The following is a 23,465-nucleotide window of genomic DNA, read 5'->3' on the forward strand; positions in this document are numbered from 1 at the left end:
GGGTTACGAGAGACGTGGAAGCGTGCTGGGCGGAGCAGCGGGGATGCGGGGCTCCGCCCGGCTCCTGGTGTTCGGGCCGCTCAGCGGAGTGCGAGCAGCCGGGTGGTCAGAGGTTCCAGGTCGAGGGAGTTGACGGTACGGAGCGTCTCGACCGCTTCAGCGGGCAGGCCCGAGAGCCCGGCGACCGACCCCGCGACCGCACCGGCGATCGCACCGATGGTGTCACTGTCGCCGCCGAGGTTGGCGGCGAGCAGGGCAGCGCGCCAGGGATCGCCGTCGGCCACGGCGAGTACGGCGAACGCGGCGGGCACCGACTCCTGGCTGGCCACGCTGGTGCCGACGAGCGCGACGATCCGGTCCAGGGCCTCGGCCTCCGGGAGATCCCGCACCAGGTGCCACGCCCACTCGATCCGGGACGCGATGTCGGCCCCGGCCATCCAGTGGCCGCGCCGCGCGCCGGCCCGGGCCGCGGTCACCGCGGCCGCCACGGCGTCGTCCAGCGAGCCGCCGTCGACACCCGTGCTGACGGCGGCGGCGACGGCGGCCGCGCCCGCGATCCCGATGCCGGTGTCGTGCGTGACCTGGCAGGATTCCACGACCCGGTCCAGGAAGGTGTCCAGCGGTTCGACGGGGAAGGCGATCCCGACCGGGGTGACCCGCATGGCCGCGCCGTTGGTCGTGCCGTTCCTGCCCGCCTCCTGGGTCGGGACGCCACGGGCCACCGCGTCCAGAGCGGCCTTGGTGGACGGGCCGAGGAGATCGAAGGAACCCTTGGCCTTCATCTCCTTCTCCCAGTCGAGCAGCTCATGGGCGAGCCGCAGGGGGTCGATCCGGCCGCGGCCCTCGTCGATCAGCCGCCCGACGATGACGGCCTGGTCGGTGTCGTCGGTGACGGACCCGGCGGGCATGCCCGCGCTGACCGGGTTGTCGGGGCGGGCGGGCTCGAAGCCGGTGAGGGTGCCGTAGACGCGGACGACGTCCTCCCGGGACATCACCTGCGTGGGCATGCCGAGGGCGTCACCGAGGGCGAGTCCGTAGTAGGCGCCGAGGGCGTGGTCGAGTCGGTCGGTCACAGTCGGCCTCCTCGGCCCGAGCGTACGTGCAGTTCGAATCTGACGGGGTCGAGCAGGCTGGTGACCTGCTCGACGACCGAGCCGTCGGCGGCCCGGTACACCTGGGCGAGCCGCAGGAAGGACTCTCCGGGCGAGCGGTGCAGTACGGCCGCCTCCGCCGCGTCGAGCCCGCGCACCGACACCACGCCGTCGCCGGTGTCGCTGATGCGGCCCGCGGCGATCAGCGCCCGGCTGAGCGAGCCGCCGTCGAGACCGCGTTCGGGCAGCCCGGCCAGTTCCCCGGTGGCCGGGACCCTGCTGTGTTCGAGCGATACGCCCTGTCCGTCGGAGCGCCGTCTGACCCGGTCGAGGGCGATGAACGCACTCGACGTGAGGCCCAGCTCGGCGGCCAGCTCGGGGTCGGTCACCGTCTCGAAGCGCAGGGTCTCGGTCGTCAGTACGGTGCCCTGCTCGGCCAGGGCCCGGGTCCAGCCGAGGCGGTTGTCGAGCGGCGTGCCCTCGAAGGTGACGAAGGAGCCGATCCCGGCGTGGGTGGCGATGAGCCCTTCGTCACCGAGGACCTGAAGCGCCTGCCGCAGAGTGGTGCGGCTGACGCCGAACCGCTGGGTGAGCGCGTGCTCCCCCGGGAGTCTGCTGCCGTCGGTGTGGACGCCTGCTCGGATCTCGTCGGCGAGGACGCGGGCGATGCGATGATGCTTGTGTACCTGTCCAGGCATGTCTAGACAGTAAATGAACAAGCCGGCTCCGGTCCATAGTCCACAGAGGAAACTTCATGTCAGGGCCTGCGGCCCCGGCCGGGACGGTCGGTTCAGCGGGTCTGTTCCGTCGGTCGTACGAGCATCTCGTTGAGGGCGACATGGCGCGGCCGGGTCACCATGAACACCACGGCGGCGGCGATGTCGTCCGGCTGGAGCAGGCCGTATCCGGTGGGGTTCGTGGCGTCGGGCACGTAGTCACGGCCGCTGGTGGTCAGCTCCGTGACCACCAGGCCGGGTTCCACCAGCCCGGCGCGTACGTGATGTTCGGCGAGTTCCTGGCGGAGGGCCTCGGTGAAGGCGCCGACGGCGTGTTTGGTGGCCGAGTAGACGTTGCTGTGCGGGCTGGGCACTTTGCGGCCGGCGATGGAACTGATGGTGACGAGGTCGGCGACGCCGCGGTCGTGGTGTGCGGCGGCGTGGGTCAGGTGCGGCAGGGCGGCGTGGGTGGCGTTGAGCACCCCGGTGAGATTGACCTCGACCATGTCGTGCCAGCCGGCCAGGTCGGCGGTGACGGCGGGGCCCCAGGTGCCGCCTCCGGCGTTGTTGATCATGATGTCGATGCCGTCGCCGTCGGCGGCAGCGGCGTCGATCGCGGCACGGACCGCGTCCGCGTCGGCGACGTCGGCTTCGTAGGGGCGCGCCCGGCCGCCCGCTCGCGCGTTGATCGTGTCGGCGAGGCTGGTCAGCCTGTCGCGGCGTCGCGCGAGGAGGGCCACGCCGGCGCCCTCGGCAGCGAGCGCCTGGGCGACCGCGGCGCCTATACCGCTGGAGGCGCCGGTGACCACGGCTGAGGTGCCGATCAGCATGAAGAGCACTCCGATCCGTTGACGTCCGATTCCCACCGATACGTCGATGCCGCGGCGCTCACATCGAGTGGTGTGTGCGGAGCCAGTGGGTCGTCCAGGGACGCTGCCAGTGTCGGACAGCCCCTCCCGCCGCACCAGTCGGCCGATCCGCTCCCGCTACGGCACAGCGACGTTCATCGGACGCGGCCGGCACCGGCCGGACCATGCCGCCGGTGCGGAGTCCGGCCTGCCTAGGTCCTGTCGTCGAATTCCCGTCGTTCGCCCGGAGGGCGGGCCCTGCGGCATCGTGGGGGTCCCCCTGGTCGAGCGGAGCCGAGAGCTTGGGGGAGCGTGCTCACGGTGCGCCGGGCGCAGGTCCTCGTACTGGACGTACTTGGGCCTGTGCCCGGTGCGGCGAGTGGGGGTCCCCCCTGCTCGAAGAGCTCGGGGGAGCGTGCATGGCGCCGCGGGGCTGGGGGCACCTCCCGGCCGGAGGCTGGGGGAGGGAATTTGCCGACAGGGCCTACGGCAGGCGCACTGCTCGCAGGACGGTGTCATGGGTGTGGTGTGTGCCGGCGTGGGCCGGGGCGGCACGCGGGCGGGTCTCGTTGATCAGTACGTTCCAGGTGGCGTCGAGGAGTTGGGCGATGTCGTCGGGCTGGTAGTAGTCGGCGGGGTCGAAGTCCTCGCGCGGAGTGAGATCCGCGCGGGCGTGGGTGGCGAAGAGCAGCGTGCCGCCGGGGGCGACAGCGTTCAGCAGGCCGTGCAGCGCCGTGTGGCCCGGCCGGCGGCGGAGTGGGAAGTAGTGGACGGACACCAGGTCGAAGGCAGCTGCCGTGGGCGGCGTGGTGGTGAGGTCGGCCCGTACCCACGCCACGCGGCCGTTGACGCCGGTGGCAGCGGTGGCGGCGCGGTGCAGGGCGATATCGGAGATGTCGACCGCGGTGACCTGCCAGCCTCGCCGGGCCAGCCAGAGTGCGTCGGCTCCTTCGCCGCAGCCGACGTCGAGTGCCCGGCCCGGTGGCAGGTCGGTGATCTCGGCGACGAGTACGGGGTTGGGGTTGCCGCTGAATACCTGGTCGCGACTGCGATACATCGAGTCCCAGTGCTGGGCGTCCATGACGCTCGGTCCTCTCCTTGGCCTCTCGGTTGTGGTCGGCGTCAACGGGCCGCGAGCCCCGGCGCATCAGGCAGTTCGCCGGTGACTCCCGCGTCGTACCGTCACCGCTGCTGACCTGGGGACTTCGGGTCACCGTGACCACCTCCGACGCCAAGGTGCGCCCACCTCGGCAATCGGGCAAAGTTCTTTGCAGAAAGTGCAAACCACAGGCAGGGGGACGCCTCAGCCCCCTCGGCCGCCTCGGCGAACGCGCGGCGTCCGGGGTCCGGCCGTCAGGACGGTGCGAGCGTGCCGGGCGGCAGTCCGAGTTCGGTCTCCGCGACCGTACGCGCCATGTCCGCCGTCGGTACCCGGCGGTGCTCGGCGCTGGTGTTGATGTATGCGCTGGTACCGTCGATGGCCACGAGGATGCGCGTGGCCGCCGCCCAGGGATCCGCGCAGGTGAAGGCCCCGGCCTCGATCCCGGCGAGGACGATCCGCTCGATGCGGCGGCACCACAGCAGTTCCTGCGCCACGACGTGCTCGCGCAGCACGGGGCGGTAGCGCGACAGGTGGCGCGCGTTCAGCCAGAGCCTGCTCACATTGTCGAACTCGGCGCTCGAGGTGAGCCCGAAGAAGGCTCGGAAGGTGTGCAGCGGGCCGTCGTGTCCGGGACCGGCGGCCTCCTCGGGGAGCAGGGTGTCCAGCTCGGCCATGGTGGCGCCGGTGAAGGCTTCGGCCACCAGGTGGTCGGCCGCCGGGAAGTAGTGGCCGACGAGTCCGGGCTGAACGCCCAGCTCGTCGGCGACCCGCCGCAGGGTGACGCACTCCAGGCCCTCGGTGAGCCCGATCCGCGCCGCCGTGGCGACGATCTCGTTGCGGCGCTCGGCAGGTGCCTTGCGGACGCGCTTGCCCGGACCTCTTGACGTCATGCGGTGAATGCTATTGAGTACGTGACCAATAAAGCAATTGGTCGTCCGCCCAATAAGCGGGATCGGCCGAAAACCGCCGCTCGCGGTGGCGCGACACAGACGGCAAGCCCCCCCCGCCGCCGTCGGCCCCACAGCGCGGCCCCGACCCGCCGTACGACCGTGCCACGGCCCGCCACTCTCCCGGACGCGGACCGACGCGCATCACTGTCAGGAGACCAAGGTGGACGACACTCGCACCGATGCCGGCGAGCTCGCCGAGTACGGATATCAGCAGGAGCTGAGACGAACCCTGTCGGCGTGGGCCGTCTTCGCGATCGGGTTCGCGACCATCTCGCCCGTCGTCGGCATCTACGCCGTCGTCCAGCTGGGCTTCGTCTTCGCCGGCCCGGCCTGGATCTGGGCGGTCGTCGTGGCCTTCCTCGGCCAGCTGCTCGTCGCCGTGGTGTACGCGGAGCTGTCGTCCCAGTTCCCGATCACCGGCGGTGTCTACCAGTGGGTGCGCCGGCTGGCCGGGCCGCGGCTGGGCTGGCTGGTCGGCTGGATCTACCTCGCCTCCGCGATCGCCTCGCTCACCACGGTCGCCTACCTGGGGGCCAGCTGGCTGTACATGCTGTTCGCGGACGGCACGCCGTCGGCCGCCGCCCATGTCCTGCTCGGTGTGGTCTTCGTCGTCGTGGCGCTGGCGATCAACCTCCTCGGGGTCAACCCGGTCAAGCACTTCCTCAACGCGGGCATCATCGCCGAGGGCGTCGCCTCCATCGCGGTCAGCCTGATCCTGCTGGCCTTCGCCCACCACAACGGCTTCGGCATCCTGTTCGACACGCTCGGCGCGCAGGGCGCCTCGGGCGGCTCCGTGACGGCCGGCTTTCTGACCTGCCTCGCCGTCGCCGGCTGGGCCTTCCTCGGCTTCGACGCCACCACCCAGGTCGCCGAGGAGACCGAGCAGCCGCGGCGCAGCGTGCCGCGTGCCCTGCTGCGCGCCTACCTCTTCGTCGCGTTCACCGTCCTGCTGACCGGGCTCGCCGTGACGCTCGCGCTGAAGCGGCCCGAGGACGCCGTGTCCGGCTCCGTCACGGACCCCGTCTTCGAGGCGGTGACCGGGGGGCTCGGCGGCTGGAGCGAGAAGCCGTTCATCGTCGTCGTACTGATCGCGTTCTTCGCGTGCGCCATCTCCATCCAGACCTACATCGGGCGTGCCGTGTACGCGTTCGCCCGGGACCGCCAGCTGCCGTTCGCGACGACGCTGGCGACCGTCGGCCACCGGCAGATCCCGTACGTCTCCCTCATCGCCACCGCCGTCCTCGCCGGTCTCGGTCTGCTGCTCGGCCTGAACGGCAACGCGGCGGCCACCCTGATCGCGTTCGGCTCCGGCGGGTTCTACTTCATCTTTCTCGCCGTCGCCGTCGTGGCGCTCGTCGCGCGGCTGACCGGCCGCTGGAACCCGGGCGCCGGACAGGTCAGGCTCGGCAGGACCGGCCTCGTCGTCAATGTCCTCGCGGTGGTGTGGCTGCTGTTCGAGGCGGTCAACATCGCCTGGCCGCGCACCGAACTCGCCCCGGTCGGCGGCAGTTGGATCCAGGTCTGGGCCGTGGTTCTGGTCTTCTCCGTCCTCTTCCTCCTCGGCCTCGGCTATGTCCTGGCCGCCAAGCCGCACACCAAGCTCGCCGATCCCGTCACGAGCCCGAACACCGAAGAGGTGAAGGCGTCCTGATGCCGTCCGCACTCTCCCCCGCCGTCGTCTTCGACCCCGAGCGGGGCCTGCACATCCGCCAGGTCTCCCGGCGGCCCGCCGGACCCGGCGAGGTCGAGATCGAGGTCCGCGCCGCGGGCGTCTGCCACTCCGATCTGCATATCGTCTCCGGTGACTGGCCGTCGGACCGTCCGCTCGTCCTGGGGCACGAGGCGGCGGGTGTGGTCACCGGCACCGGCCCCGGTGTCACGTCCGTACGGCCCGGCGACCATGTCGTGCTGTCCTGGTTCGCGCCGTGCCGCCGCTGCCGCCGGTGCGCGGCCGGCCAGGCCTGGCTGTGCACCGGCACCAAGGCCGTCGCCAACACGCTCCCGGACGGCACCACCCCGTTCACCGACGCCGAGGGCGAGGAGGTCTGGCCCTATCTCGGCCTCGGCGCGTTCACGGACCGCCTGGTCGTCCCCGAGTCGGCGGCCGTGCGGGTTCCCCGGGAACTGCCGTTCGGCGTCGGCGCGTTGCTCGGCTGCTCCGTCACCACCGGGGTCGGCGCGGTCGTGAACACCGCCGGCGTACGGCCCGGCGAGTCCGCGGTCGTCATCGGCACCGGCGGAGTCGGCCTCTCCGTGGTGATGGGCCTGCGGCTGGTCGGTGCCGATCCCATCGTCGCCGTGGACCTCTCCCCCGAACGCCTCGCCGTCGCCGAACGCTTCGGCGCCACCCACACCCTCGACGGGGCCCGCGACGACGTCGCCGCCTGGTGCCGGCGGGAACTCGGCGGGGTGGACTACGCCTTCGAGGCCATCGGCAGCCCCAAGGTCGTGGAGACGCTGCCCGGCATGCTCGCCTCCGGCGGGGCGGCCGTCCTGGTCGGCATGGCCGCCACCGACGCCACCGGCTCGTTCAACCTCTTCGACCTCGCCGACCAGGGCAAGCGCATCCTCGGCTGCAACTACGGCTCCAGCGTGGGGGAGATCGACATCCCGAAGCTGGCCCGCCTCCATCTCGCCGGACGGCTGCCGCTCGACGAACTCATCGGCGTGACCCGCCCGCTGAGCGAGGCGGCGGCCGCCCTCGACGACCTGCGGTCCAACACCGGGGTCAGGACGATCCTCGAACCCTGACCGGCCCGCCGCCCCGCGGTTCCCGCGCTCCCTCGCATTCCCTCTTCCTGGAGGCCCCATGTACGCCGTCACCGACCCGACCACCGGCGAGGTCGTCGAGACCTGTCCGACCGCCACCGACGCCGAGGTCGCGGCGGCCGTCGACGCCGCCCACGCCGCCACCGACTGGGGCCGTACCGGCACCGTGGCCGACCGTGCCGCGCTCCTTCGCCGCCTCGGCGACCTGCACGAACAGCACCGCGACGCACTCGCCGCGAGCATCGTGCGCGAGATGGGCAAGCCACTCGCGGAGGCGGCGGACGAGATAGGTTTCTGCACCGAGATCTACCACTACTACGCGGACCACGCCGAGGAGTTCCTCGCCGACGAGCCGCTCGCCGTCACCTCGGGACCCGGCACCGCCGTCGTCCGGCGCAGCCCGGTGGGCGTCCTGCTCGGCATCATGCCGTGGAACTTCCCCGCCTACCAGGTGGCCCGCTTCGCCGCACCCAACCTCGCCGTGGGCAACACCCTCGTCCTCAAGCACGCCCCGCAGTGCCCCGGCACGGCCGCGCTGCTGGAGCGGCTGTTCGCCGAGGCCGGTTTCCCGCCGGGGGCGTACGTCAACGTGTACGCCACCAACGAGCAGATCGCCGACGTCATCGCTGACCCGAGGGTCCGGGGCGTGTCCCTCACCGGCTCCGAACGGGCCGGTGCCGCGGTCGCGGAGATCGCCGGGCGGCATCTGAAGAAGGTCGTCCTCGAACTCGGCGGTTCCGACCCGTTCGTCGTGCTGTCCACCGACGACCTGGACGCCGTCGTGGCGGCCGCCGTGGCCGCGCGTCTCGACAACACCGGTCAGGCGTGCAACGCCGCCAAGCGGTTCGTGGTGGTCGAGGGCCTGTACGACGCGTTCGTGGAGAAGTTCACCGCCCGGCTGACGGCCGCGGCCACAGGCGCACCGCTCGCCTCGGCCGGCGCCGCCGAGACCCTGGCCCGGCAGGTCGACGCGGCCGTCGCGGAGGGTGCCACGCTGCACAGCGTCGGCGAGCGGCACGGCGCCTTCTTCCCGGCGGGCGTCCTCACCGGGCTCACCACCCGGCACGCCGCCGCCCGCCAGGAACTCTTCGGGCCGGTCGCGATGGTCTTCCCCGCCGCCGACGAGGACGACGCCGTGCGTATCGCCAACGACACCCCGTACGGTCTCGGCTCGTACGTCTTCACCACCGACCCCGCGCAGGCCGCGCGCGTCGCCGACCGCATCGAGGCCGGCATGGTCTTCGTGAACGGCGTGGGCGCGGAGGGTGCCGAACTGCCCTTCGGCGGCGTCAAGCGGTCCGGCTTCGGCCGCGAACTCGGCCGCCTCGGCATCGAGGAGTTCGTCAACAAGAAGCTGATCCGCACGGTGGGTTGAGCACACGGCGCGCCTGCGCAAACCCCTACCGCGTCTGAGACCGACCCCTCCGAGGTGTTCAGTTCTCGTGGCCCGCGCGCAGCCAGTCGATGTACTCGGTGACGGCGCGTTCGACGTCGTAGGCGGGCCGGTACCCGGTGTCCTGCTGGACACGGGTGATGTCGAGGTGGCTCTGCCGGCCGGATCCGCCGGTCGGCAGCTCGATCCGGGCGTCGGGGACGACCTTCTTGATCGCGGCGATGATCTCGGCGTTGGTCGTCGCGCGGCCGGAACCGACGTTGTACGTGCGGTGGTTGAGGTGGTCGGAGAGCTGGAGGAGCGCGATCGCCCGCCCTGTGTCCTTGACGTAACACAGGTCGAGCGCGTCCTCCGCGTACGCGGGCCCGGGGAGGGTGGAGAGGTCCGGCTCGGTTCCGCGGGCTGCGGCGTGGACGAGTTCGGGGGCGGCGAAGAACAACGCGCCGTGCGGGTCTCGCGGTCCCCAGACGCCGGAGATGCGGTAGTTGACGACATCGATGCCGGTCGCGTCGGCCAGATGGCCGTTGAGGAGCTCACCGATCTTCTTGAAGGTGGGGATCACATGCGAGGAGGTCATCGGCAGGGGCATGTCCTCGCCGAGCGGGCCCTCGTCGGAGACACCGCCGTACACGCCGATCGTGCTCGCGACGCCCACGCGCCGCACCCCCCAGTCGCGGGCGGCCTGCAGAACGTTGAACAGGCCGCCCAGCGCCTTCCGTGCCGCTTCGACGGGCTGATCGGAGCTGGGGGGCCAGGGCATGGAGCCCGTCGCGAGGTGCACGATGCCGGTGATCCTGTGCCGTGTGCCGATGTCGTGCAGCGCCGACAGATCGGTGATGTCCCCTTGTTCCACCGTCACTTGTGCGGTGTCGAGGTAGGCCGGCACCTCGGCCTTCCGGCGCTGGACCAGCACGCAGTCCTCGCCCAGGTCCAGGAGTGCCCGCACGGTGTGGGAGCCGATGAAACCGAGACCTCCGGTGACCAAAATCATCCCTGTACCTCTCCTGACGTCTGACTGGCCCGTCCCCACCGCCGCACCCAAGCAGCGGGCAGTACGCGGGACGGAGCACCCCAGCCGAAGCGGATCCATGTTCCGGAACGACGATACGGATCCACGTTCCGCTTTGTCAACGACGACGGCTCCGGCCGGCTACCAGGACTCGGGGTGGCGGTAGGGCTCCCACCAGTTCGTCAGCCCCCACACACCCAGGGCCAGCACACCGGCCGCGACGACGGCCGCCACCCACGGCCGCCGGAGCCGGCGCAGGGTCAGCAGCCAGGCCACCAGGGGTACGACAGCGCCGCCCACCGCGATGAGAGGGAGGTCGAGGTAGAGGACTCTCAGGTCACGCTGAGCGTCTTCGAATCCGCCGTCGATGTTGACCCGGGCCATCGGCGCCCAAGAGATCACCGCGAGAGCGGCGCCCACAGCCGCCAGCAGTATGCCGACACATCCCTTGCCGTGTTCCTTCATAGTCGTCTGGGACGCACCGGGCGGGGATCGAGTTCCCGGAGGTGGACACGTATCGCCTCGGTGACACAGCGGTGCCCGGCGCCCGGACCGGAGTTCAGCGCGCGGCGAGCGGAACTGTATGCGCACGGTAGAGGTAGCGGCGGGGGACGCTTCTGCCCGGAATCGCCGGGTGGCGTACACATACTTACGCACGCGGGGAGAGCTTCATGACCAAGAGGACCGCGCGGACTCCTGTCACTCCGGGCGCACTTGTGGATCCGCTCCGTAACCGGGGTGTGGCGTTCACACAGCCGGAGCGGGACGAACTGGGCCTGACCGGGCGGTTGCCGTCCGCGGTGCTGACCCTGGAGCAGCAGGCGCAGCGTGTGTACCGGCAGATGCAGGGCCAGGGCGGCGACCTGGCCAAGAACGTATATCTGGAACAGCTGCACGACCGCAACGAAACCCTTTACTACAAGGTGCTCACGGATCACCTGGTGGAGTTGCTGCCGATCGTGTACGACCCCACGGTCGGCGAGGCGATCGAGAAGTACTCCCATGAGTACCGCCGCCCACGCGGTCTCTTCCTGTCCATCGACCGGCCCGATGACATCGAGAAGGCGTTCGCCACGCTCCGGCTCGGCCCCGACGACGTGGACCTGATCGTGTGCACCGACGCCGAGGAGATCCTGGGCATCGGCGACTGGGGCGTGGGCGGGATCCAGATCTCGGTGGGCAAACTGGCGGTCTACACCGCCGCGGCCGGCATCGACCCACACCGTGTCGTCCCCGTGACACTGGACGTGGGAACGGACCGTGCATCGCTGCTCAAGGATCCGCTCTACCTGGGCAACCGGCACCCCAGGGTGCGCGGCGCCGCGTACGACGCGTTCGTCGAGCGGTACCTGGAAACGGCGTCGTCCCTGTTCCCGGGCGCGCTGCTGCACTTCGAGGACTTCGGCCCCAGCAACGCCCGGCGGATTCTGGAGCAGTACGGCGGACGTCACCGGATCTTCAACGACGACATGCAGGGCACGGGCGCCGTCACGCTCGCCGCCGCACTGTCGGCGGTCAAGGTCAGCGGTGTGCCGATGCGGGACCAGAAGCTGGTCGTCTTCGGCGCCGGCACCGCGGGTGTGGGCATCGCCGACCAGTTGCGCGACGCGATGATCCGCGACGGGGCGGATCCCGGGCAGGCCACCGCGCAGGTGTGGCTCATCGACAAACAGGGCCTGCTCACCCGTGACATGACGGACCTGCGTGACTTCCAGCAGCCCTACGCGCGCGACCCGGCGGACATCGCGGGCTGGGCGAGGGACGACGGCGTCGTCTCCCTGCTGGAGACCGTCCGGCAGGCCCGGCCGACCCTCCTGCTGGGCACCTCCACCGTGCACGGGGCGTTCACCCGGGAGGTCATCGAGGCCATGACGGCGGCCACCGAGCGGCCGATCGTCTTCCCGATCTCCAACCCGACCTCCCGCATCGAGGCCATGCCCGCCGATGTGATCGCCTGGTCCGGCGGGAAGGCGCTGGTCGCGACCGGCATCCCGGTCCCGCCCGTGCGGTACGACGGCGTGACCTACGAGATCGCGCAGGCCAACAACGCGCTGCTGTACCCGGGTCTCGGCCTGGGCACCATCGTCTCCGGGGCGTCCCAGGTGACCTCGGGCATGCTGCTCGCCGCCGCACAGGCGGTCGCGGACCAGGTCGACCCGACCGGCGCCGGCGCCTCCCTGCTGCCGCCCGTGGAGAACCTGCGGCAGTCGTCGGCGATCACGGCGACCGCCGTGGTGCAGGCCGCGATCGACGAGGGCGGGGCGACCGCCAAGCCCGCCGACGCCGGCCAGGCCGTCCGGGAGGCCATGTGGGAGCCGGTCTACGGCGACGGAGCGCGGTCATGACCGCGCAGCGCTCCGGTGTCGACCGGATCGGGGCGGACCAGGCCCCGAAGATCCTCGACATCCCCATCGGGCTGGAGGCGAGCGGCACCCGGCGGGAGACCGACTCCATGGGCGCCGTCGACGTCCCCGCCGACCGTTACTGGGGCGCGCAGACCCAACGGTCCCTGATCCACTTCTCCATCGGCGACGACCGGATGCCCAAGGCCGTCTACCACGCCTACGGCTACGTCAAGAAGGCCGCCGCGATCGTCAACGGGCGCGCCGGACGGCTGCCGGCCTGGAAAGCCGAGCTGATCGAAAAGGTCGCGGACGAGGTCATCGCGGGCAGGCTGGACGACCACTTCCCGCTGTACGTGTGGCAGACCGGGTCCGGTACGCAGTCCAACATGAACACCAACGAGGTGATCAGCAACCGGGCGATCCAGCTGGTCGGCGGCGAGTTGGGCAGCAAGTCGCCCATCCATCCCAACGATCACGTCAACATGGGGCAGTCGTCCAACGACACCTTCCCCACCGCCATGCACATCGCCGCGGTCGAGGCGGTCCGTGACCGTCTGCTGCCCAGTGTGCAGGCGCTGCTGCAGGCCATCGAGGCGAAGTCCGCACAGTGGCACGACGTGGTGAAGATCGGCCGCACTCATCTGGAGGACGCGGTCCCGCTCACCGTCGGGCAGGAGTGGTCCGGCTACGCCCATCAGCTGAGACAGGCAGTCGACCGGGTCACCGGCTCGGCCGACGGCCTGCGCGAACTGGCCGCGGGCGGCACCGCGGTCGGCACCGGGCTGAACGCGCCACCCGGATTCGCCGAGCAGGTCGCCGCCGAGATCGCTGCCGCCACCGGCTACCCGTTCACCACCGCCGAGAACAAGTTCGCCGCGCAGGGCGGCCTGGACGCGATGACCGGGGCCTCCGCCGGGCTGCGGGCCCTCGCCGTACCCCTGATGAAGATCGCCAACGATATCCGCTGGCTGGCCTCCGGACCCCGCTGCGGCCTGGGTGAGCTGGTCCTCCCGGCGAACGAACCGGGCTCCTCGATCATGCCGGGCAAGGTCAACCCGACCCAGTGCGAGGCGATGGTCATGGTCTGCATCCAGGTGCTGTCCGAGGACACCGCCATCGCCTTCGCCGGCTCCCAGGGCAACTTCGAACTCAACGCCATGCGCCCGGTGATCATCAACAACTTCCTGCACGCGGCCACCATCCTCGCCGACGCGTGCAGCAAGCTGCGCCAGTACTGCATCGAGGGCACCCGGCTCGACCGCGACCGGATCGACGGCTACGTCGACCGGTCGCTGATGCTGGTCACCGCCCTCTCCCCGGTCATCGGCTACGACAAGGCGTCGGCCATCGCGCACCAGGCCGCTGCCGAGGGCACCACGCTGCGCGAGGCCGCACTGGCCTCCGGCCATGTCGGTGCCGAGGAGTTCGACCGCATCGTCGATCCGGCCGCCATGGTCGGCTCGGCCCGGCGGCACGGATGACCGGGGCCGGCCGGGTGCCCGTCAGGGGGTGCGGGTGCGCAGACGGCGGAGCATGCGGGCGTCCTGGAAGCCGACGGAGCGGGCCGCGGCCTCGACCGTCGTGCCCTGGCTGATGAGGTGCTGGGCGCGTTCGAGGCGGAGGGTCTGCTGGTAGCGCAGTGGGGTGAGGCCGGTGGCGCGCCCGAAGAGCCGGGTGAGGGTGCGTTCGCTCACGCCGACGGCCGAGGCCAGGGCGGACAGCGGGAGCGGCCGGTCGAAGTCGGCGTCGATGATGTCCTGGGCGCGGTGCACGGTGTCGTCGAGATGGGAGCGGTGCCGGAACATCGCGCTGGACTGCTGTGCGTGCCCGTTGCGGCGGGCGTAGACCACCATGTCCCGGGCCACGCGCGCCGCGGCGGCCGGGCCGTGCCGGGTCGCCACCAGGTGCAGGGCCAGATCGATGCCGCTGGCGATCCCCGCCGAGGTGATCACCCGGTCGTCGGCGGTGAACAGCACGTCGCGGACGACGGTCGCCCTGGGGTGGCGCAGGGCCAGTTCGTCCTGCACGTCGTGGTGGGTGGTGCAGCGTCGGCCGTCGAGCAGCCCGGCCCGGCCGAGGACCTCGGCCCCGGCGCAGACGCTGGCCACCGTCCCGCCCCCGGCATGGTGGTCGCGCAGGACCCGTAGGGAGGCATCGGCGACGGCAGGGCTCTCGGCCAGGGTCCGCGCCCGCCAGCCGGGCACGACGATCAGGTCGTCCGGCCCCAGCTCGGGCCAGTCGAGCGCGGCGACCAGGGGCACCCCCTGGGCCGTCGGGATCTGCGGCTGCTCGGCGACGTAGGCAAGCGTGTACGGGTGCCCGAACTCGGCGGCCGTGGAGAAGACCTGCGCCGGACCGGCCAGGTCGAGCACATGGACTCCGGGCACCAGGAAGAAGACGACGTGGGTCACGATCAGGTCATCATGCCTGAGGCGCTGCCGCCGCCTCCAGCCGGTCGATCGTGGCGATGGTGGCGAAGCGTCCGGCGAGGGCGTACTCGGTGCGGCGGATGACCTCTGCGGCGGGCAGCGTCCGGGGGTCGGCGAGCAGGTCGGCGACGCTCCGGTCGGCGGGGGCATCGGGGTGGGCGAGGGGGTCGGTCGCGGTCGCGTCGGTGACGAAGGTGACCCGGTAGCCGAGATCACCGGCCACGCGGGTGGTGGTCTCCACGCACTGCTCGGTGCGGATGCCGCAGACGGTGAGTTCCCGGATGCCGTGCTCGGTGAGGAGCTGCTGCAGGTTGGTGGTGGTGAAGGCGTTGTGCGAGGTCTTGTGGATCAGGGGCTCGCCGTCGGCCCGTTCGAGTTCCGCCATGAGCCGGACCTGGCCGAGTGCCGGGTCGAAGACATCGCCGCTGCCGGGCTCGTGGTGCAGGACCCATACGACCAGGTCCCCCCGTTCCCGGGAGAGCCGGACCAGACGGTTCACCTTGTCGGCGATCTTCGGGTCGGAGACGGCCTCCCACAGCGGGCGGGCGCGGAAGGACTCCTGGACGTCGATGACGATCAGTGCTCGGGTCATGCCCCCAGCCTGCGGTGTGCGCGGGGGCCGGGGACAGACAGCATCAGGTCCGGCGGCGGACCGATCCGGTCAGCCGTGCAGGGACCGGTACGCGGTGACCGCTCCGGGGTGCAGGGCGATGCTCCCGGTGCCGATCAGGCTGCGGACATCGAGGAACTGGGTGCCGACGGCGTTGTCCGGCACCAGCGCGCTCGCCCGCCGTGCGAGCAGCCGGGTGAGCTCCTCGGCGACGCGCCGGTCCAGGTCCGGGCGGCAGATCAGCAGGTTGGACACGCCGATGGTGGCGACACCGCCCGCGGTCCGGTACGCGCCCTGCGGCAGGGACACCTCCTCGAGGCCCGAACCGGCTTGGCCGTCCCGCCCGCCGAGCCGGGGCAGCAGGTCGCCCAGGGGCAGGAACCGCAGACCGGGCCGGACATCGAGGCCGGACAGGGTGGGCAGCGGTACGCCGCCCGCGACCAGCAGGGCCTCCACCGTGCCGGCCCGCATGGCGTCGGCCGCCGCCTCCAGCGGCAGGTGCCGGACGGGGACGTCGGTGCCGGGCGTGAGCCCCGCGGCGTGCAGGATGCGTTCGCCGAGCACCGCGGCGCCCGATCCGTCCGCGCCGAGCGAGACGGTGTGGCCCGTCAGCTGGGCGACGGTGCGCACGGGCGAGTCGGCGCGGACGGCGAACTGCAGATAGGTCTCGTAGACCCGGCCGATGGCGCGCAGCGGCACCGGGTGCGGGAAGAGGCCGCCGCTCTGGGCGGCCCGCGCGGTGTCGGTGAGGACGAGGGCGAGGTCGGCGCGGCCCTCCCGGAGCAGCCGGATGTTGGTGACGCTGCCGGGTGTGGTGCGGACGCGGCAGGTCAGACCCGGGTGGGCGGCCTCGGTCTCGGCGGCGAGCAGCCGCCCGAACGCGGCGTAGAACGCGGTGGGTTCACCGGTCGCGATCCGCAGGAGGCCGTCGAGGCCCCGCTCCCGCCGTGAGGTGTCGCCCGCGAGCGCGCCGGACAGCGCGGCGGCGGCCGTCGAGCCGAGCGCGACGCGCAGGGCCGTACGGCGGGAGGTGCTCCGCGGAAGGGATCGTGCGGCGGCGGTCTGCGGGCGGGCGTCGGTGCGGCGGCTCATCGGGCGCCGCCGTCGGCCGGGGCCAGCGGTACGAGCGCTCTTACCCGCAGTCCCCGCGGTCGCACGGGCGTCAGTTCCAGTCGGCCGCCCCGCCCGGCGAGCAGTTGTTCGGCGATGGCCAGGCCCAGGCCCGTGCCCGCGGTACGGCCGTGCCGGCCCGAGCGCCAGAACCGTGTGGTGGCCAGGGCGCGTTCGCGCGCGTCGAGGCCAGGACCGTCGTCGGTCACCGAGACGATCATGTGCGATCCCTCGGCGGCGCAGCCCAGCACGATCTCGGCGCCGTGCCCCGCGTACTTGATCGCGTTGTCCAGGAGGATGTCCGTGATCTGGGCGAGTTCGCCGTCCGTGCAGGCGGCGACGGCCGGTCCGGGGGCGGTCGCGGCGGTCAGCCGGATCCCGGCCCGGCGTGCCACGGGCTCCCACAGCGCCTGCTGGGCGGCCGCGACGGCCGCCGCGTCGCAGTGGACGTTCGGGCCGCCGGCCACGATCAGCTCACCGGCCCGGTGTTCCGCGGCGGCAAGGGCCAGCAGATCGTCGAGGAGGGTCTCCAGCCGGTCGAGTTCGGCGGTCACGCCGCTGTAGCCACGGTCGGCGGAGGGCCGCAGGTGCGGGTGCAGGGCGTCGACGCGCAGCCTGAGCGCCGCCATGGGGTTGCGCATCTGGTGCGAGGTGTCGGCGACGAGTCTGCGCTGCTGTTCCAGCGCCGTCGTGACGGTGCGCGCCATCCGGTTGAAGCCCATGGCCAGCTGGCGCAGTTCGGGTGGGCCGCCGGCCCGGGTCTGCTCGGGCGGGAGCCCCGCGGCGAGCCGGCCGACGGCGCGGTCGAGCCGGCGCAGCGGGCTGACCACCCAGGCGGTCGCGGCCCGCGCCAGCACCGTGCAGGCGACGGCGACCACCGCGGTACCGGCGAGGACGGCCGTCCAGCGCCAGGTGACGTCGTGCGCCGCGGTCGCGACCGAGGCCCGCAGCACGACGGCGCCCGAGACCCGGGTGCCGGAACCGGCCGGTTCTGCGAACATCCGGTGCCCGTCCGACCAGGGGCGCAGCGCGTGCGCGGGGTGCGAGGTCTGGTTGCGCAGCGCCGCGTCCAGGAGCCGGGCCACGGCCGGGTCGTCGGCCCGTACACCGCCGGTCTGCACGACGGGCCTGCGCCGCGTGTCGGTGACGACGATCCCCTCCCCGTACAGCTGTGTGTAGCGCCTGGCCTCGGCGGTGAGGGCGGAGGTGTCGCCGCTCGCGGCGGCCTGGTCCGTCAGGGACGCGAAGCGGTCGAGGTCGGCGCTGCGGGCGAGGACCAGCTGCTGGGTGCGGTCGGACGCGGTGAACAGCAGCAGCGGTACGGCGAAGGCGGCCACCGCCAGCACGACGAACATCAGCAGGGCGGCCTGGACGCGGGTGCGCACGCCGGCTCCTCAGTCCCCGAAGCGGTAGCCGAAGCCGCGGATCGTGGTGAGCAGGTGGGGGCGGCGGAGCTTGCCGCGCAGTTGGGTGAGGTGGACGTCGAGCGAGCGGGACACGGCGTGGAAGGCGTCGCCCCACACCTCGTCCAGGAGTTGCTCCCGGCTCACGGCCGTGCCCGCCCGACCGGCCAGTACGGCGAGGATGTCGAACTCCTTCGTGGTCAGCTCGACCTCGGCGCCGCCCACGCGGACCCGGCGGGCGTCGAGGTCGACCTCGACGTCACCGGCGCGGACGGTGCGTGCCGCGGGTGCGGTACGCGTCGCGGTCCGCCGGGTGACGGCCTCGATCCGCGCGAGGAGTTCGGCGAGACGCACCGGCTTGACGAGGTAGTCGTCCGCCCCGAGGCGCAGCCCGCGTACCACGGAGCGTTCGTCGCCGCGGGCGGTGAGCACCACCACGGACAGGTCGCTGACCGCCCGCAGGGCGCGCAGCACGTCCAGTCCGTCGACATCGGGCAGGCCGAGGTCGAGCAGCAGCAGATCGGAGCTGCGGTGGTAGGTGAGCACGTCCTTGCCGTGCCGGACCCGCCGGGTGACATGGCCGTGATCGTAAAGGACCTCCACAAGTGCCGCGGCCACCCCGTCGTCGTCCTCGGCCAGCAGTATCTGCACCCTTCGCCCCTCCCGTCAACGATGTCCGCGCGGGCGACGCCCACGTCCTCCGGTGTTCCCCCGGCGGCGGTCTCCCGCCCGGCCGCGCCCTGCTGCGGGTGCCGCCCGGCATCCGAATGTAGACCACCGCAAACACCGGCTGCCTGCGGCGATCCATGTCGGACCGGTCAGGCGGCGGGTTCGGCGGGAGCGAATGTTAAGGGGAGGTTAGTTCTGTGCCGGGGCGTCTCGTCCCGGTGCGCGGGATGGCGCAAGGCTGCCCCGGTCGACGGTGGCCGGCCCCCGCTGGGCAGCACGGACCCATCGGTGACCGACCGCGTCCCGCACCCGCGAGAAGGACCCCGCATGATCATCGACGTTCACGGTCACTACACGACCGCCCCGCCGGCCCTGGCGGCCTGGCGCACCCGGCAGATCGACGCGCTCACCGCTGCGGCGACCGCCCCCGCCCGCAGTGACCTGCGTGTCAGCGACGACGAACTGCGCGAGAGCATCGAGCCGAACCAGCTGCGGCTGATGGACGAGCGCGGCATCGACCTGACGGTCTTCTCACCGCGCGCCTCGTTCATGGCCCATCACATCGGGGACTTCGGCACCTCCGCCGCCTGGGCCGCTCTCTGCAACGAACTCTGCTATCGCGTCAGCCGGCTGTACCCGGACCGGTTCGTGCCCGCCGCGATGCTCCCGCAGTCGCCCGGCGCCGACCCGGCCACCTGTGTTCCCGAACTCACCCGCTGCGTCGAGGAGTACGGCGCCGTCGCGCTGAATCTGAACCCCGACCCGTCGGGCGGCCACTGGACCGCTCCCCCGCTCACCGACCGCTCGTGGTACCCGGTCTACGAGAAGATGGTGGAGTACGACGTCCCGGCGATGATCCACGTCAGTACGAGCGTCAACCCGGCCTTCCACACCACCGGCGCGCACTATCTCAACGCCGACACCACGGCGTTCATGCAACTGGTGCAGGGCGACCTCTTCGCGGACTTCCCCACCCTGCGGCTGATCATCCCGCACGGCGGCGGGGCCGTCCCCTACCACTGGGGCCGCTTCCGCGGGCTGGCGATGGCGCTGGGGAAGCCGCCGCTGGAGGAACACGTCCTGCGCAACGTCTTCTTCGACACATGTGTCTACCACCGGCCCGGCTCCGACCTCCTGCTCGACGTCGTCCCTGTCAGGAACATCCTGTTCGCCTCGGAGATGATCGGCGCCGTCCGCGACATCGACCCGCGCACCGGCCACCACTTCGACGACACCCGCCGCTATGTGGAGGCGGCCGGGCTGCCCGCGGCCGACCTGGCGGCGATCCAGGAGCACAACGCCCGCGCCGTGTACCCGCGCCTGGACGCCCTGCTGAAGCGCCAGGGCCGCTGACCCCGCGCGGCCCCGTACACCCGCCCCGTACACCCGGATCGCTTCGCCGAGCGGTCCGGGCCGCCGCCGATCCGGCGAGGAGACGCCATGACCACCCTGCACCCCAAGACCCCCGGCTGGCTGGACTGGTACCGGAACCCGTCCGCACCGGAGTTCCGGCTGCCGCCGGGGACCGTCGACACCCACTGTCATGTCTTCGGGCCCCAGGCCGTGTTCCCGTTCGCGGCGGAGCGCCGCTACACCCCGTGCGACGGCGGCAAGGAGGACCTGTTCGCGCTGCGCGACCACCTGGGCGTCGCGCGCAACGTGATCGTGCAGGCCACCTGTCACGGCGCCGACAACTCCGCCATGGTCGACGCCGTCCGCGCCGCCGGCGGCCGGGCGCGCGGTGTCGCGACGGTACGCCCCGACGTCGGCGAGGCCGAGTTGCGGGCCCTCGACGAGGCGGGGGTGCGCGGGGTCCGCTTCAACTTCGTCCGCCGGTTGGTCGATGCCTCGCCCGCCGCGGACCTGGCCGCGATCGCGCGGAAGATCGCACCGCTGGGCTGGCACATCGTCCTCTACTTCGAGAGCGTCGACCTGCCCGAGTTGGCGGGCTTCTTCGCCTCCCTGCCCACCCCGCTGGTGGTGGACCACATGGGCCGGCCGGATGTGACCCGGCCGGTCGACGGGCCCGAGTTCACCCGGTTCCTGCGCTTTGTCGAGGACAACGACGTGTGGGTGAAGGTGTCCTGTCCCGAACGGCTCAGCGTGACGGGCCCCGCCGCCCTCGACGGCGAGCGGCACGCCTACACCGACGTGGTCCCCTTCGCCCGCCGTGTGGTGCGGGAGTTCCCCGACCGGGTCCTGTGGGGCACGGACTGGCCGCACCCCAACCTCACCGGACACATGCCCGACGACGGGCTTCTGGTCGACCACCTGCCCCATGTGGCGGTCACCGCCGAGCAGCGCACCAAGCTGCTGGTCACCAACCCGATGAGCCTGTACTGGCCCGGCGAGGACCTCTGACACACCCGCCCGTCTCCGTTCCCTCTGACTTCCCTCCGACTTCGACAAGGGCCGCTCCCGTGCAACACGCCAACGCACTGAACCGGATCAACCGGCTTCCGATCTCCCGGTTCCACAAGACCATGCTGCTCACCGTCTCGTTCGCCTACTTCTTCGAGTTCGCGGACATCAACAGCTTCGCCACCACCGCACCGAAACTGATCAGCCTGTGGGGGGTGACGGTCGACCATGTCGCCTACGTCACCTCGCTGTCCTTCGTCGGCATGTTCATCGGGTCCCTGGCCGGCGGGGCCGTCGCCGACCGCTGGGGCCGCAAACGGGCGCTGGTGCACACGACGGTGTTCTTCGGTGTCTTCTCCTTCGTCTCCGTGTTCTCCTGGGACATCGTGTCGCTGGGTGTCTTCCGCGTGCTGACCTCGGCGGGTCTGTCGGCCATGACCGTCGCGGGCGTCGTCTACATCAACGAGATGTATCCGGCCGCCGTCCGCGGCAAGTACCAGGCGTACGCCATCGTCATCGGCATCTGCGGCACACCGGTCACCAACCTCATCGCCAGCGCGGTCGTTCCGCTCAACGACTGGTCATGGCGGCTGGTCTACCTCTGGGGCTCGCTGGGCCTGCTGCTCGTGCTGTTCACCCGGCACCTCAAGGAGTCGCCCCGCTGGTACGAGAGCAGGGGGGACCACGCGAAGGCGGACGCGGTGCTGCGCGAGATCGAGGAGCAGGTGGGCGCGGAGACGGGCCCGCTCCCTCAGCCGGCGCCCCCGGTCGACGAAGCGCCGGTCACCCGGGCCCCGCTGAGCCTGCTGCTGCGCAAGAAGTATCTGTTGCCCACCCTGCTGCTCACGGTGGTGTGGGTGACCCAGACGATCGGGTTCTTCGGCTATTCGAGCTGGGCGCCGACGCTGCTGGCGAAGGAGGGCTTCAGCGTCGAGAAGTCCGTCTTCTACGTCGCCCTGACCACGGTCGGCGCACCGCTCGGCTCGTATCTGGCGGCCCTGGTGACGGACCGGTTCGAGCGCAAGTGGTGTCTCGTGGTCTTCGGCACGGTCATCGCGCTGTGCGGACTGCTGTACGGGCTCACGTTCAGCCCGGTCCTCATCGTCGTCTTCGGCTTCCTGGTGAACCTCTTCGAACGGGGTTACACCGCCCTCGGTTACGCCTACTCCCCCGAGGTCTTCGACACCCGCGGCCGCTCGCTCGGCACCAGCGTCTCCTACGGTCTTGGCCGGCTGTCGAACGCCGCGGGACCACTGATCGTCGCGGCGCTCTACACCAACCACGGTTACCGGAGCGTCTTCTACTTCATCGCCGCCACCTGGCTGGTCGGGGCCGTCACCCTGGCCCTCTTCGGCCCTCGGACCCGCGCGGCACGCCTGGCCGAGAGCAGGCTCGGACCCGAGCAGGTCCCGGCCGGCTGAGGCGGGCCCGCACCCGGCCAGCGCGCGGCTCGCCCGGCCGGTGCCGCGACGGCGGCTGTACCGGCCCCCTTCGCAGTCAGCGGCCCCAACGCACCCACAACGCGGGCGGCTTACGGAAGACCAGGCCGCGCACGGCGGCCGGGCGGTCGGGGTCGGGACGCAGCCCGTCGAGGCGGTCGAGGCAGGAGCGGACCGCGCTGCGGGTCTCCAGGCGGGCCAGGTGGGCGCCCAGGCAGTAGTGCGGTCCGTGGGCGAAGGCGAGCTGCTGCCGGGAGTTGGGGCGGCGAAGATCGAAGCGGTCGGGGTCGGGGAACACGTCCGGGTCGCGGTTGGCGGCGGCGAGCGACACGGTGACCAGGTCGCCCTTGTGGATCTCCGCGTCGGCCAGCCGCACGTCCCGGGTGGCGTACCGGTCCACCACGGCGGCGGCGGGTTCGAGCCGCAGGGACTCCTCGACCGCGTTGTCCAGCAGCGCCGGTTCCGCCCGCAGCTCCGTCAACTGCCGTGGTGCGTGCAGGAGATGGAACAGCAGATTGATGATCATCGCCTCGGTCGTCTCGATCCCGCCGAACAGCAGGACGGCCGCGTTGGCGGCCAGGTCCGGCAGTTCGAGGTTCCGGGCCGCGGTGACCAGCAGGGATCGGGGGGATCCGGCGTCCACCGTGCCGGCGACGGCTGCGCGCAGCGCCGCATAGGCGGCGGGGCCCTCGGCACCGGCGGGACGTCCCTCGGTCAGCTGGTGCACGGCGTGCACGATGGCCTCGTACCAGCGCAGGACGTGCGCGACGGGCACACCGTCCAGGCCCAGCGCCCGCGCCATGGTCGTGGCGGCCAGCGGTCCGGCGAACTCCCGTCGCAGCTCGGCCTCCTGGCGTCCTTCGAGGCCGTCCAGCAGGCGGTCCGTCTCCTGCTGCACGGCGTCCGCGAAGGAGCCGTGGACCGCAGCCGGGCGGAAGGGGTCGGTGAACGGCTCGCGGTGCCGGGCGTGTTCGGGGCCGTCGAGGGAGAGCATGCTGGGGCCGGTGATCTGCGCGGTCGTGAACCTGGGGTCGTCCACGGTGAACGTCTCCGCGTCCCGCATCACGGCGAGCGCCAGGGCCCTGGAGGTGACCATCCAGCCGCCCAGCGCCGGAAGCCATGCCACCGGGGCGGTGCCCCTGAGCCGGGCCAGATGCGGATGGGGATCCTCGGCCAGCTGAGCGAGCGTGATCATACGACCAGCCTAGGCCCTGTCCTCAA

General features: G+C 71.8%; 21 protein-coding genes. 8 read left to right on the forward strand and 13 right to left on the reverse strand.

Annotation, left to right across the window (positions count from 1 at the left end; translation table 11 throughout):
- Window positions 1-80 precede the first annotated feature (80 nt).
- From CTZ28_RS41410 to CTZ28_RS41430, 5 genes are all read right to left on the reverse strand, one after another.
- Complete coding sequence (locus CTZ28_RS41410; RefSeq protein WP_121894920.1) at window positions 81-1,073, reverse strand: ADP-ribosylglycohydrolase family protein; 993 nt, start codon at window positions 1,071-1,073, stop codon at window positions 81-83.
- The gene (locus tag CTZ28_RS41415; RefSeq protein WP_121894921.1) at window positions 1,070-1,789 is read right to left on the reverse strand and encodes a GntR family transcriptional regulator; all 720 of its coding nucleotides are present in this window, start codon (window positions 1,787-1,789) and stop codon (window positions 1,070-1,072) included. The genes CTZ28_RS41410 and CTZ28_RS41415 overlap by 4 nt, the downstream gene beginning before the upstream one ends.
- Before the next feature lie 92 nt (window positions 1,790-1,881).
- Entirely contained in the window at window positions 1,882-2,673 is a 792-nt protein-coding gene (locus tag CTZ28_RS41420; protein WP_259472049.1) for an SDR family NAD(P)-dependent oxidoreductase, read from the reverse strand.
- Between the two features lie 466 nt (window positions 2,674-3,139).
- On the reverse strand, window positions 3,140-3,736 hold the full coding sequence (locus tag CTZ28_RS41425; RefSeq protein WP_121894922.1) for a class I SAM-dependent methyltransferase: 597 nt from the start codon (window positions 3,734-3,736) through the stop codon (window positions 3,140-3,142).
- A gap of 272 nt (window positions 3,737-4,008) precedes the next feature.
- A complete protein-coding gene (locus CTZ28_RS41430; RefSeq protein ID WP_121894923.1) occupies window positions 4,009-4,647 on the reverse strand; it encodes a TetR/AcrR family transcriptional regulator in 639 nt (212 codons plus the stop codon).
- A 220-nt stretch (window positions 4,648-4,867) separates the two neighbouring features.
- Here CTZ28_RS41430 and CTZ28_RS41435 point away from each other — a divergent pair, with 220 nt between their 5' ends.
- From CTZ28_RS41435 to CTZ28_RS41445, 3 genes are read left to right on the forward strand one after another with little or no spacing between them, the layout of a single operon-like run.
- Window positions 4,868-6,358 carry an APC family permease gene (locus tag CTZ28_RS41435; protein ID WP_121894924.1) on the forward strand — a complete coding sequence of 497 codons (1,491 nt, stop codon included), beginning with the start codon at window positions 4,868-4,870 and terminating at the stop codon, window positions 6,356-6,358.
- Window positions 6,358-7,458 carry an alcohol dehydrogenase catalytic domain-containing protein gene (locus CTZ28_RS41440; protein WP_121894925.1) on the forward strand — a complete coding sequence of 367 codons (1,101 nt, stop codon included), beginning with the start codon at window positions 6,358-6,360 and terminating at the stop codon, window positions 7,456-7,458. Before CTZ28_RS41435 ends, CTZ28_RS41440 begins: the two co-directional genes overlap by 1 nt.
- Window positions 7,459-7,516: 58 nt before the next feature.
- Window positions 7,517-8,851, forward strand: coding sequence for an NAD-dependent succinate-semialdehyde dehydrogenase (locus CTZ28_RS41445; protein ID WP_121894926.1), 1,335 nt, complete (start codon window positions 7,517-7,519; stop codon window positions 8,849-8,851).
- A 58-nt stretch (window positions 8,852-8,909) separates the two neighbouring features.
- Here CTZ28_RS41445 and CTZ28_RS41450 read toward each other — a convergent pair whose 3' ends face one another.
- Complete coding sequence (locus CTZ28_RS41450) at window positions 8,910-9,860, reverse strand: NAD-dependent epimerase/dehydratase family protein (RefSeq protein WP_121894927.1); 951 nt, start codon at window positions 9,858-9,860, stop codon at window positions 8,910-8,912.
- A 159-nt stretch (window positions 9,861-10,019) separates the two neighbouring features.
- Window positions 10,020-10,343, reverse strand: coding sequence for a hypothetical protein (locus CTZ28_RS41455; protein ID WP_121894928.1), 324 nt, complete (start codon window positions 10,341-10,343; stop codon window positions 10,020-10,022).
- Window positions 10,344-10,549: 206 nt separating this feature from the next.
- Between CTZ28_RS41455 and CTZ28_RS41460 the strand changes: the two genes are divergently transcribed.
- Together CTZ28_RS41460 and fumC are read left to right on the forward strand one after the other, a co-directional pair.
- Complete coding sequence (locus CTZ28_RS41460) at window positions 10,550-12,223, forward strand: NAD-dependent malic enzyme (RefSeq protein ID WP_121894929.1); 1,674 nt, start codon at window positions 10,550-10,552, stop codon at window positions 12,221-12,223.
- Complete coding sequence (gene fumC / locus CTZ28_RS41465) at window positions 12,220-13,704, forward strand: class II fumarate hydratase (RefSeq protein ID WP_121894930.1); 1,485 nt, start codon at window positions 12,220-12,222, stop codon at window positions 13,702-13,704. The genes CTZ28_RS41460 and fumC overlap by 4 nt, the downstream gene beginning before the upstream one ends.
- 21 nt (window positions 13,705-13,725) lie before the next feature.
- On the opposite strand, the gene CTZ28_RS41470 is transcribed toward fumC, so the two are convergent.
- The 5 genes from CTZ28_RS41470 to CTZ28_RS41490 form a co-directional block, all read right to left on the reverse strand.
- Window positions 13,726-14,634, reverse strand: coding sequence for a GlxA family transcriptional regulator (locus CTZ28_RS41470; RefSeq protein ID WP_121894931.1), 909 nt, complete (start codon window positions 14,632-14,634; stop codon window positions 13,726-13,728).
- Between the two features lie 10 nt (window positions 14,635-14,644).
- Complete coding sequence (locus CTZ28_RS41475; protein WP_121894932.1) at window positions 14,645-15,244, reverse strand: cysteine hydrolase family protein; 600 nt, start codon at window positions 15,242-15,244, stop codon at window positions 14,645-14,647.
- A gap of 69 nt (window positions 15,245-15,313) precedes the next feature.
- Window positions 15,314-16,354, reverse strand: coding sequence for a TAXI family TRAP transporter solute-binding subunit (locus CTZ28_RS41480; protein WP_121894933.1), 1,041 nt, complete (start codon window positions 16,352-16,354; stop codon window positions 15,314-15,316).
- Window positions 16,351-17,757 carry a sensor histidine kinase gene (locus CTZ28_RS41485; protein ID WP_121894934.1) on the reverse strand — a complete coding sequence of 469 codons (1,407 nt, stop codon included), beginning with the start codon at window positions 17,755-17,757 and terminating at the stop codon, window positions 16,351-16,353. The genes CTZ28_RS41480 and CTZ28_RS41485 overlap by 4 nt, the downstream gene beginning before the upstream one ends.
- A gap of 9 nt (window positions 17,758-17,766) precedes the next feature.
- Window positions 17,767-18,426 carry a response regulator transcription factor gene (locus tag CTZ28_RS41490; RefSeq protein ID WP_121894935.1) on the reverse strand — a complete coding sequence of 220 codons (660 nt, stop codon included), beginning with the start codon at window positions 18,424-18,426 and terminating at the stop codon, window positions 17,767-17,769.
- A gap of 345 nt (window positions 18,427-18,771) precedes the next feature.
- Between CTZ28_RS41490 and CTZ28_RS41495 the strand changes: the two genes are divergently transcribed.
- The 3 genes from CTZ28_RS41495 to CTZ28_RS41505 all read left to right on the forward strand — a co-directional run bounded on the left by CTZ28_RS41495 (window position 18,772) and on the right by CTZ28_RS41505 (window position 22,226).
- On the forward strand, window positions 18,772-19,797 hold the full coding sequence (locus CTZ28_RS41495) for an amidohydrolase family protein (protein ID WP_121894936.1): 1,026 nt from the start codon (window positions 18,772-18,774) through the stop codon (window positions 19,795-19,797).
- Window positions 19,798-19,884: 87 nt separating this feature from the next.
- Window positions 19,885-20,805, forward strand: coding sequence for an amidohydrolase family protein (locus tag CTZ28_RS41500; protein ID WP_121894937.1), 921 nt, complete (start codon window positions 19,885-19,887; stop codon window positions 20,803-20,805).
- Window positions 20,806-20,864: 59 nt separating this feature from the next.
- Entirely contained in the window at window positions 20,865-22,226 is a 1,362-nt protein-coding gene (locus CTZ28_RS41505) for an MFS transporter (RefSeq protein ID WP_121894938.1), read from the forward strand.
- 76 nt (window positions 22,227-22,302) lie between these two features.
- Here the strand turns inward: CTZ28_RS41505 and CTZ28_RS41510 are convergent, their stop codons facing one another.
- Window positions 22,303-23,439: a cytochrome P450 gene (locus CTZ28_RS41510; protein WP_121894939.1), complete on the reverse strand. Its 1,137-nt coding sequence runs from the start codon at window positions 23,437-23,439 to the stop codon at window positions 22,303-22,305.
- Window positions 23,440-23,465 lie beyond the last annotated feature (26 nt).

This window comes from Streptomyces shenzhenensis, from assembly GCF_003688995.1.
GTDB classification, from domain to species: domain Bacteria; phylum Actinomycetota; class Actinomycetes; order Streptomycetales; family Streptomycetaceae; genus Streptomyces; species Streptomyces shenzhenensis_A.

Excerpts from the sequence above, each read along its gene's own strand:
- CTZ28_RS41415 (WP_121894921.1), bottom strand. The coding sequence starts at position 1,789 with ATGCCTGGACAGGTACACAAGCATCATCGCATCGCCCGCGTCCTCGCC.
- CTZ28_RS41480 (WP_121894933.1), bottom strand. The coding sequence starts at position 16,354 with ATGAGCCGCCGCACCGACGCCCGCCCGCAGACCGCCGCCGCACGATCC.
- CTZ28_RS41460 (WP_121894929.1), top strand. The coding sequence starts at position 10,550 with ATGACCAAGAGGACCGCGCGGACTCCTGTCACTCCGGGCGCACTTGTG.
- CTZ28_RS41475 (WP_121894932.1), bottom strand. The coding sequence starts at position 15,244 with ATGACCCGAGCACTGATCGTCATCGACGTCCAGGAGTCCTTCCGCGCC.
- CTZ28_RS41500 (WP_121894937.1), top strand. The coding sequence starts at position 19,885 with ATGACCACCCTGCACCCCAAGACCCCCGGCTGGCTGGACTGGTACCGG.
- CTZ28_RS41430 (WP_121894923.1), bottom strand. The coding sequence starts at position 4,647 with ATGACGTCAAGAGGTCCGGGCAAGCGCGTCCGCAAGGCACCTGCCGAG.
- CTZ28_RS41425 (WP_121894922.1), bottom strand. The coding sequence starts at position 3,736 with ATGGACGCCCAGCACTGGGACTCGATGTATCGCAGTCGCGACCAGGTA.
- CTZ28_RS41450 (WP_121894927.1), bottom strand. The coding sequence starts at position 9,860 with ATGATTTTGGTCACCGGAGGTCTCGGTTTCATCGGCTCCCACACCGTG.
- CTZ28_RS41510 (WP_121894939.1), bottom strand. The coding sequence starts at position 23,439 with ATGATCACGCTCGCTCAGCTGGCCGAGGATCCCCATCCGCATCTGGCC.
- CTZ28_RS41455 (WP_121894928.1), bottom strand. The coding sequence starts at position 10,343 with ATGAAGGAACACGGCAAGGGATGTGTCGGCATACTGCTGGCGGCTGTG.
- CTZ28_RS41495 (WP_121894936.1), top strand. The coding sequence starts at position 18,772 with ATGATCATCGACGTTCACGGTCACTACACGACCGCCCCGCCGGCCCTG.
- fumC (WP_121894930.1), top strand. The coding sequence starts at position 12,220 with ATGACCGCGCAGCGCTCCGGTGTCGACCGGATCGGGGCGGACCAGGCC.
- CTZ28_RS41445 (WP_121894926.1), top strand. The coding sequence starts at position 7,517 with ATGTACGCCGTCACCGACCCGACCACCGGCGAGGTCGTCGAGACCTGT.
- CTZ28_RS41440 (WP_121894925.1), top strand. The coding sequence starts at position 6,358 with ATGCCGTCCGCACTCTCCCCCGCCGTCGTCTTCGACCCCGAGCGGGGC.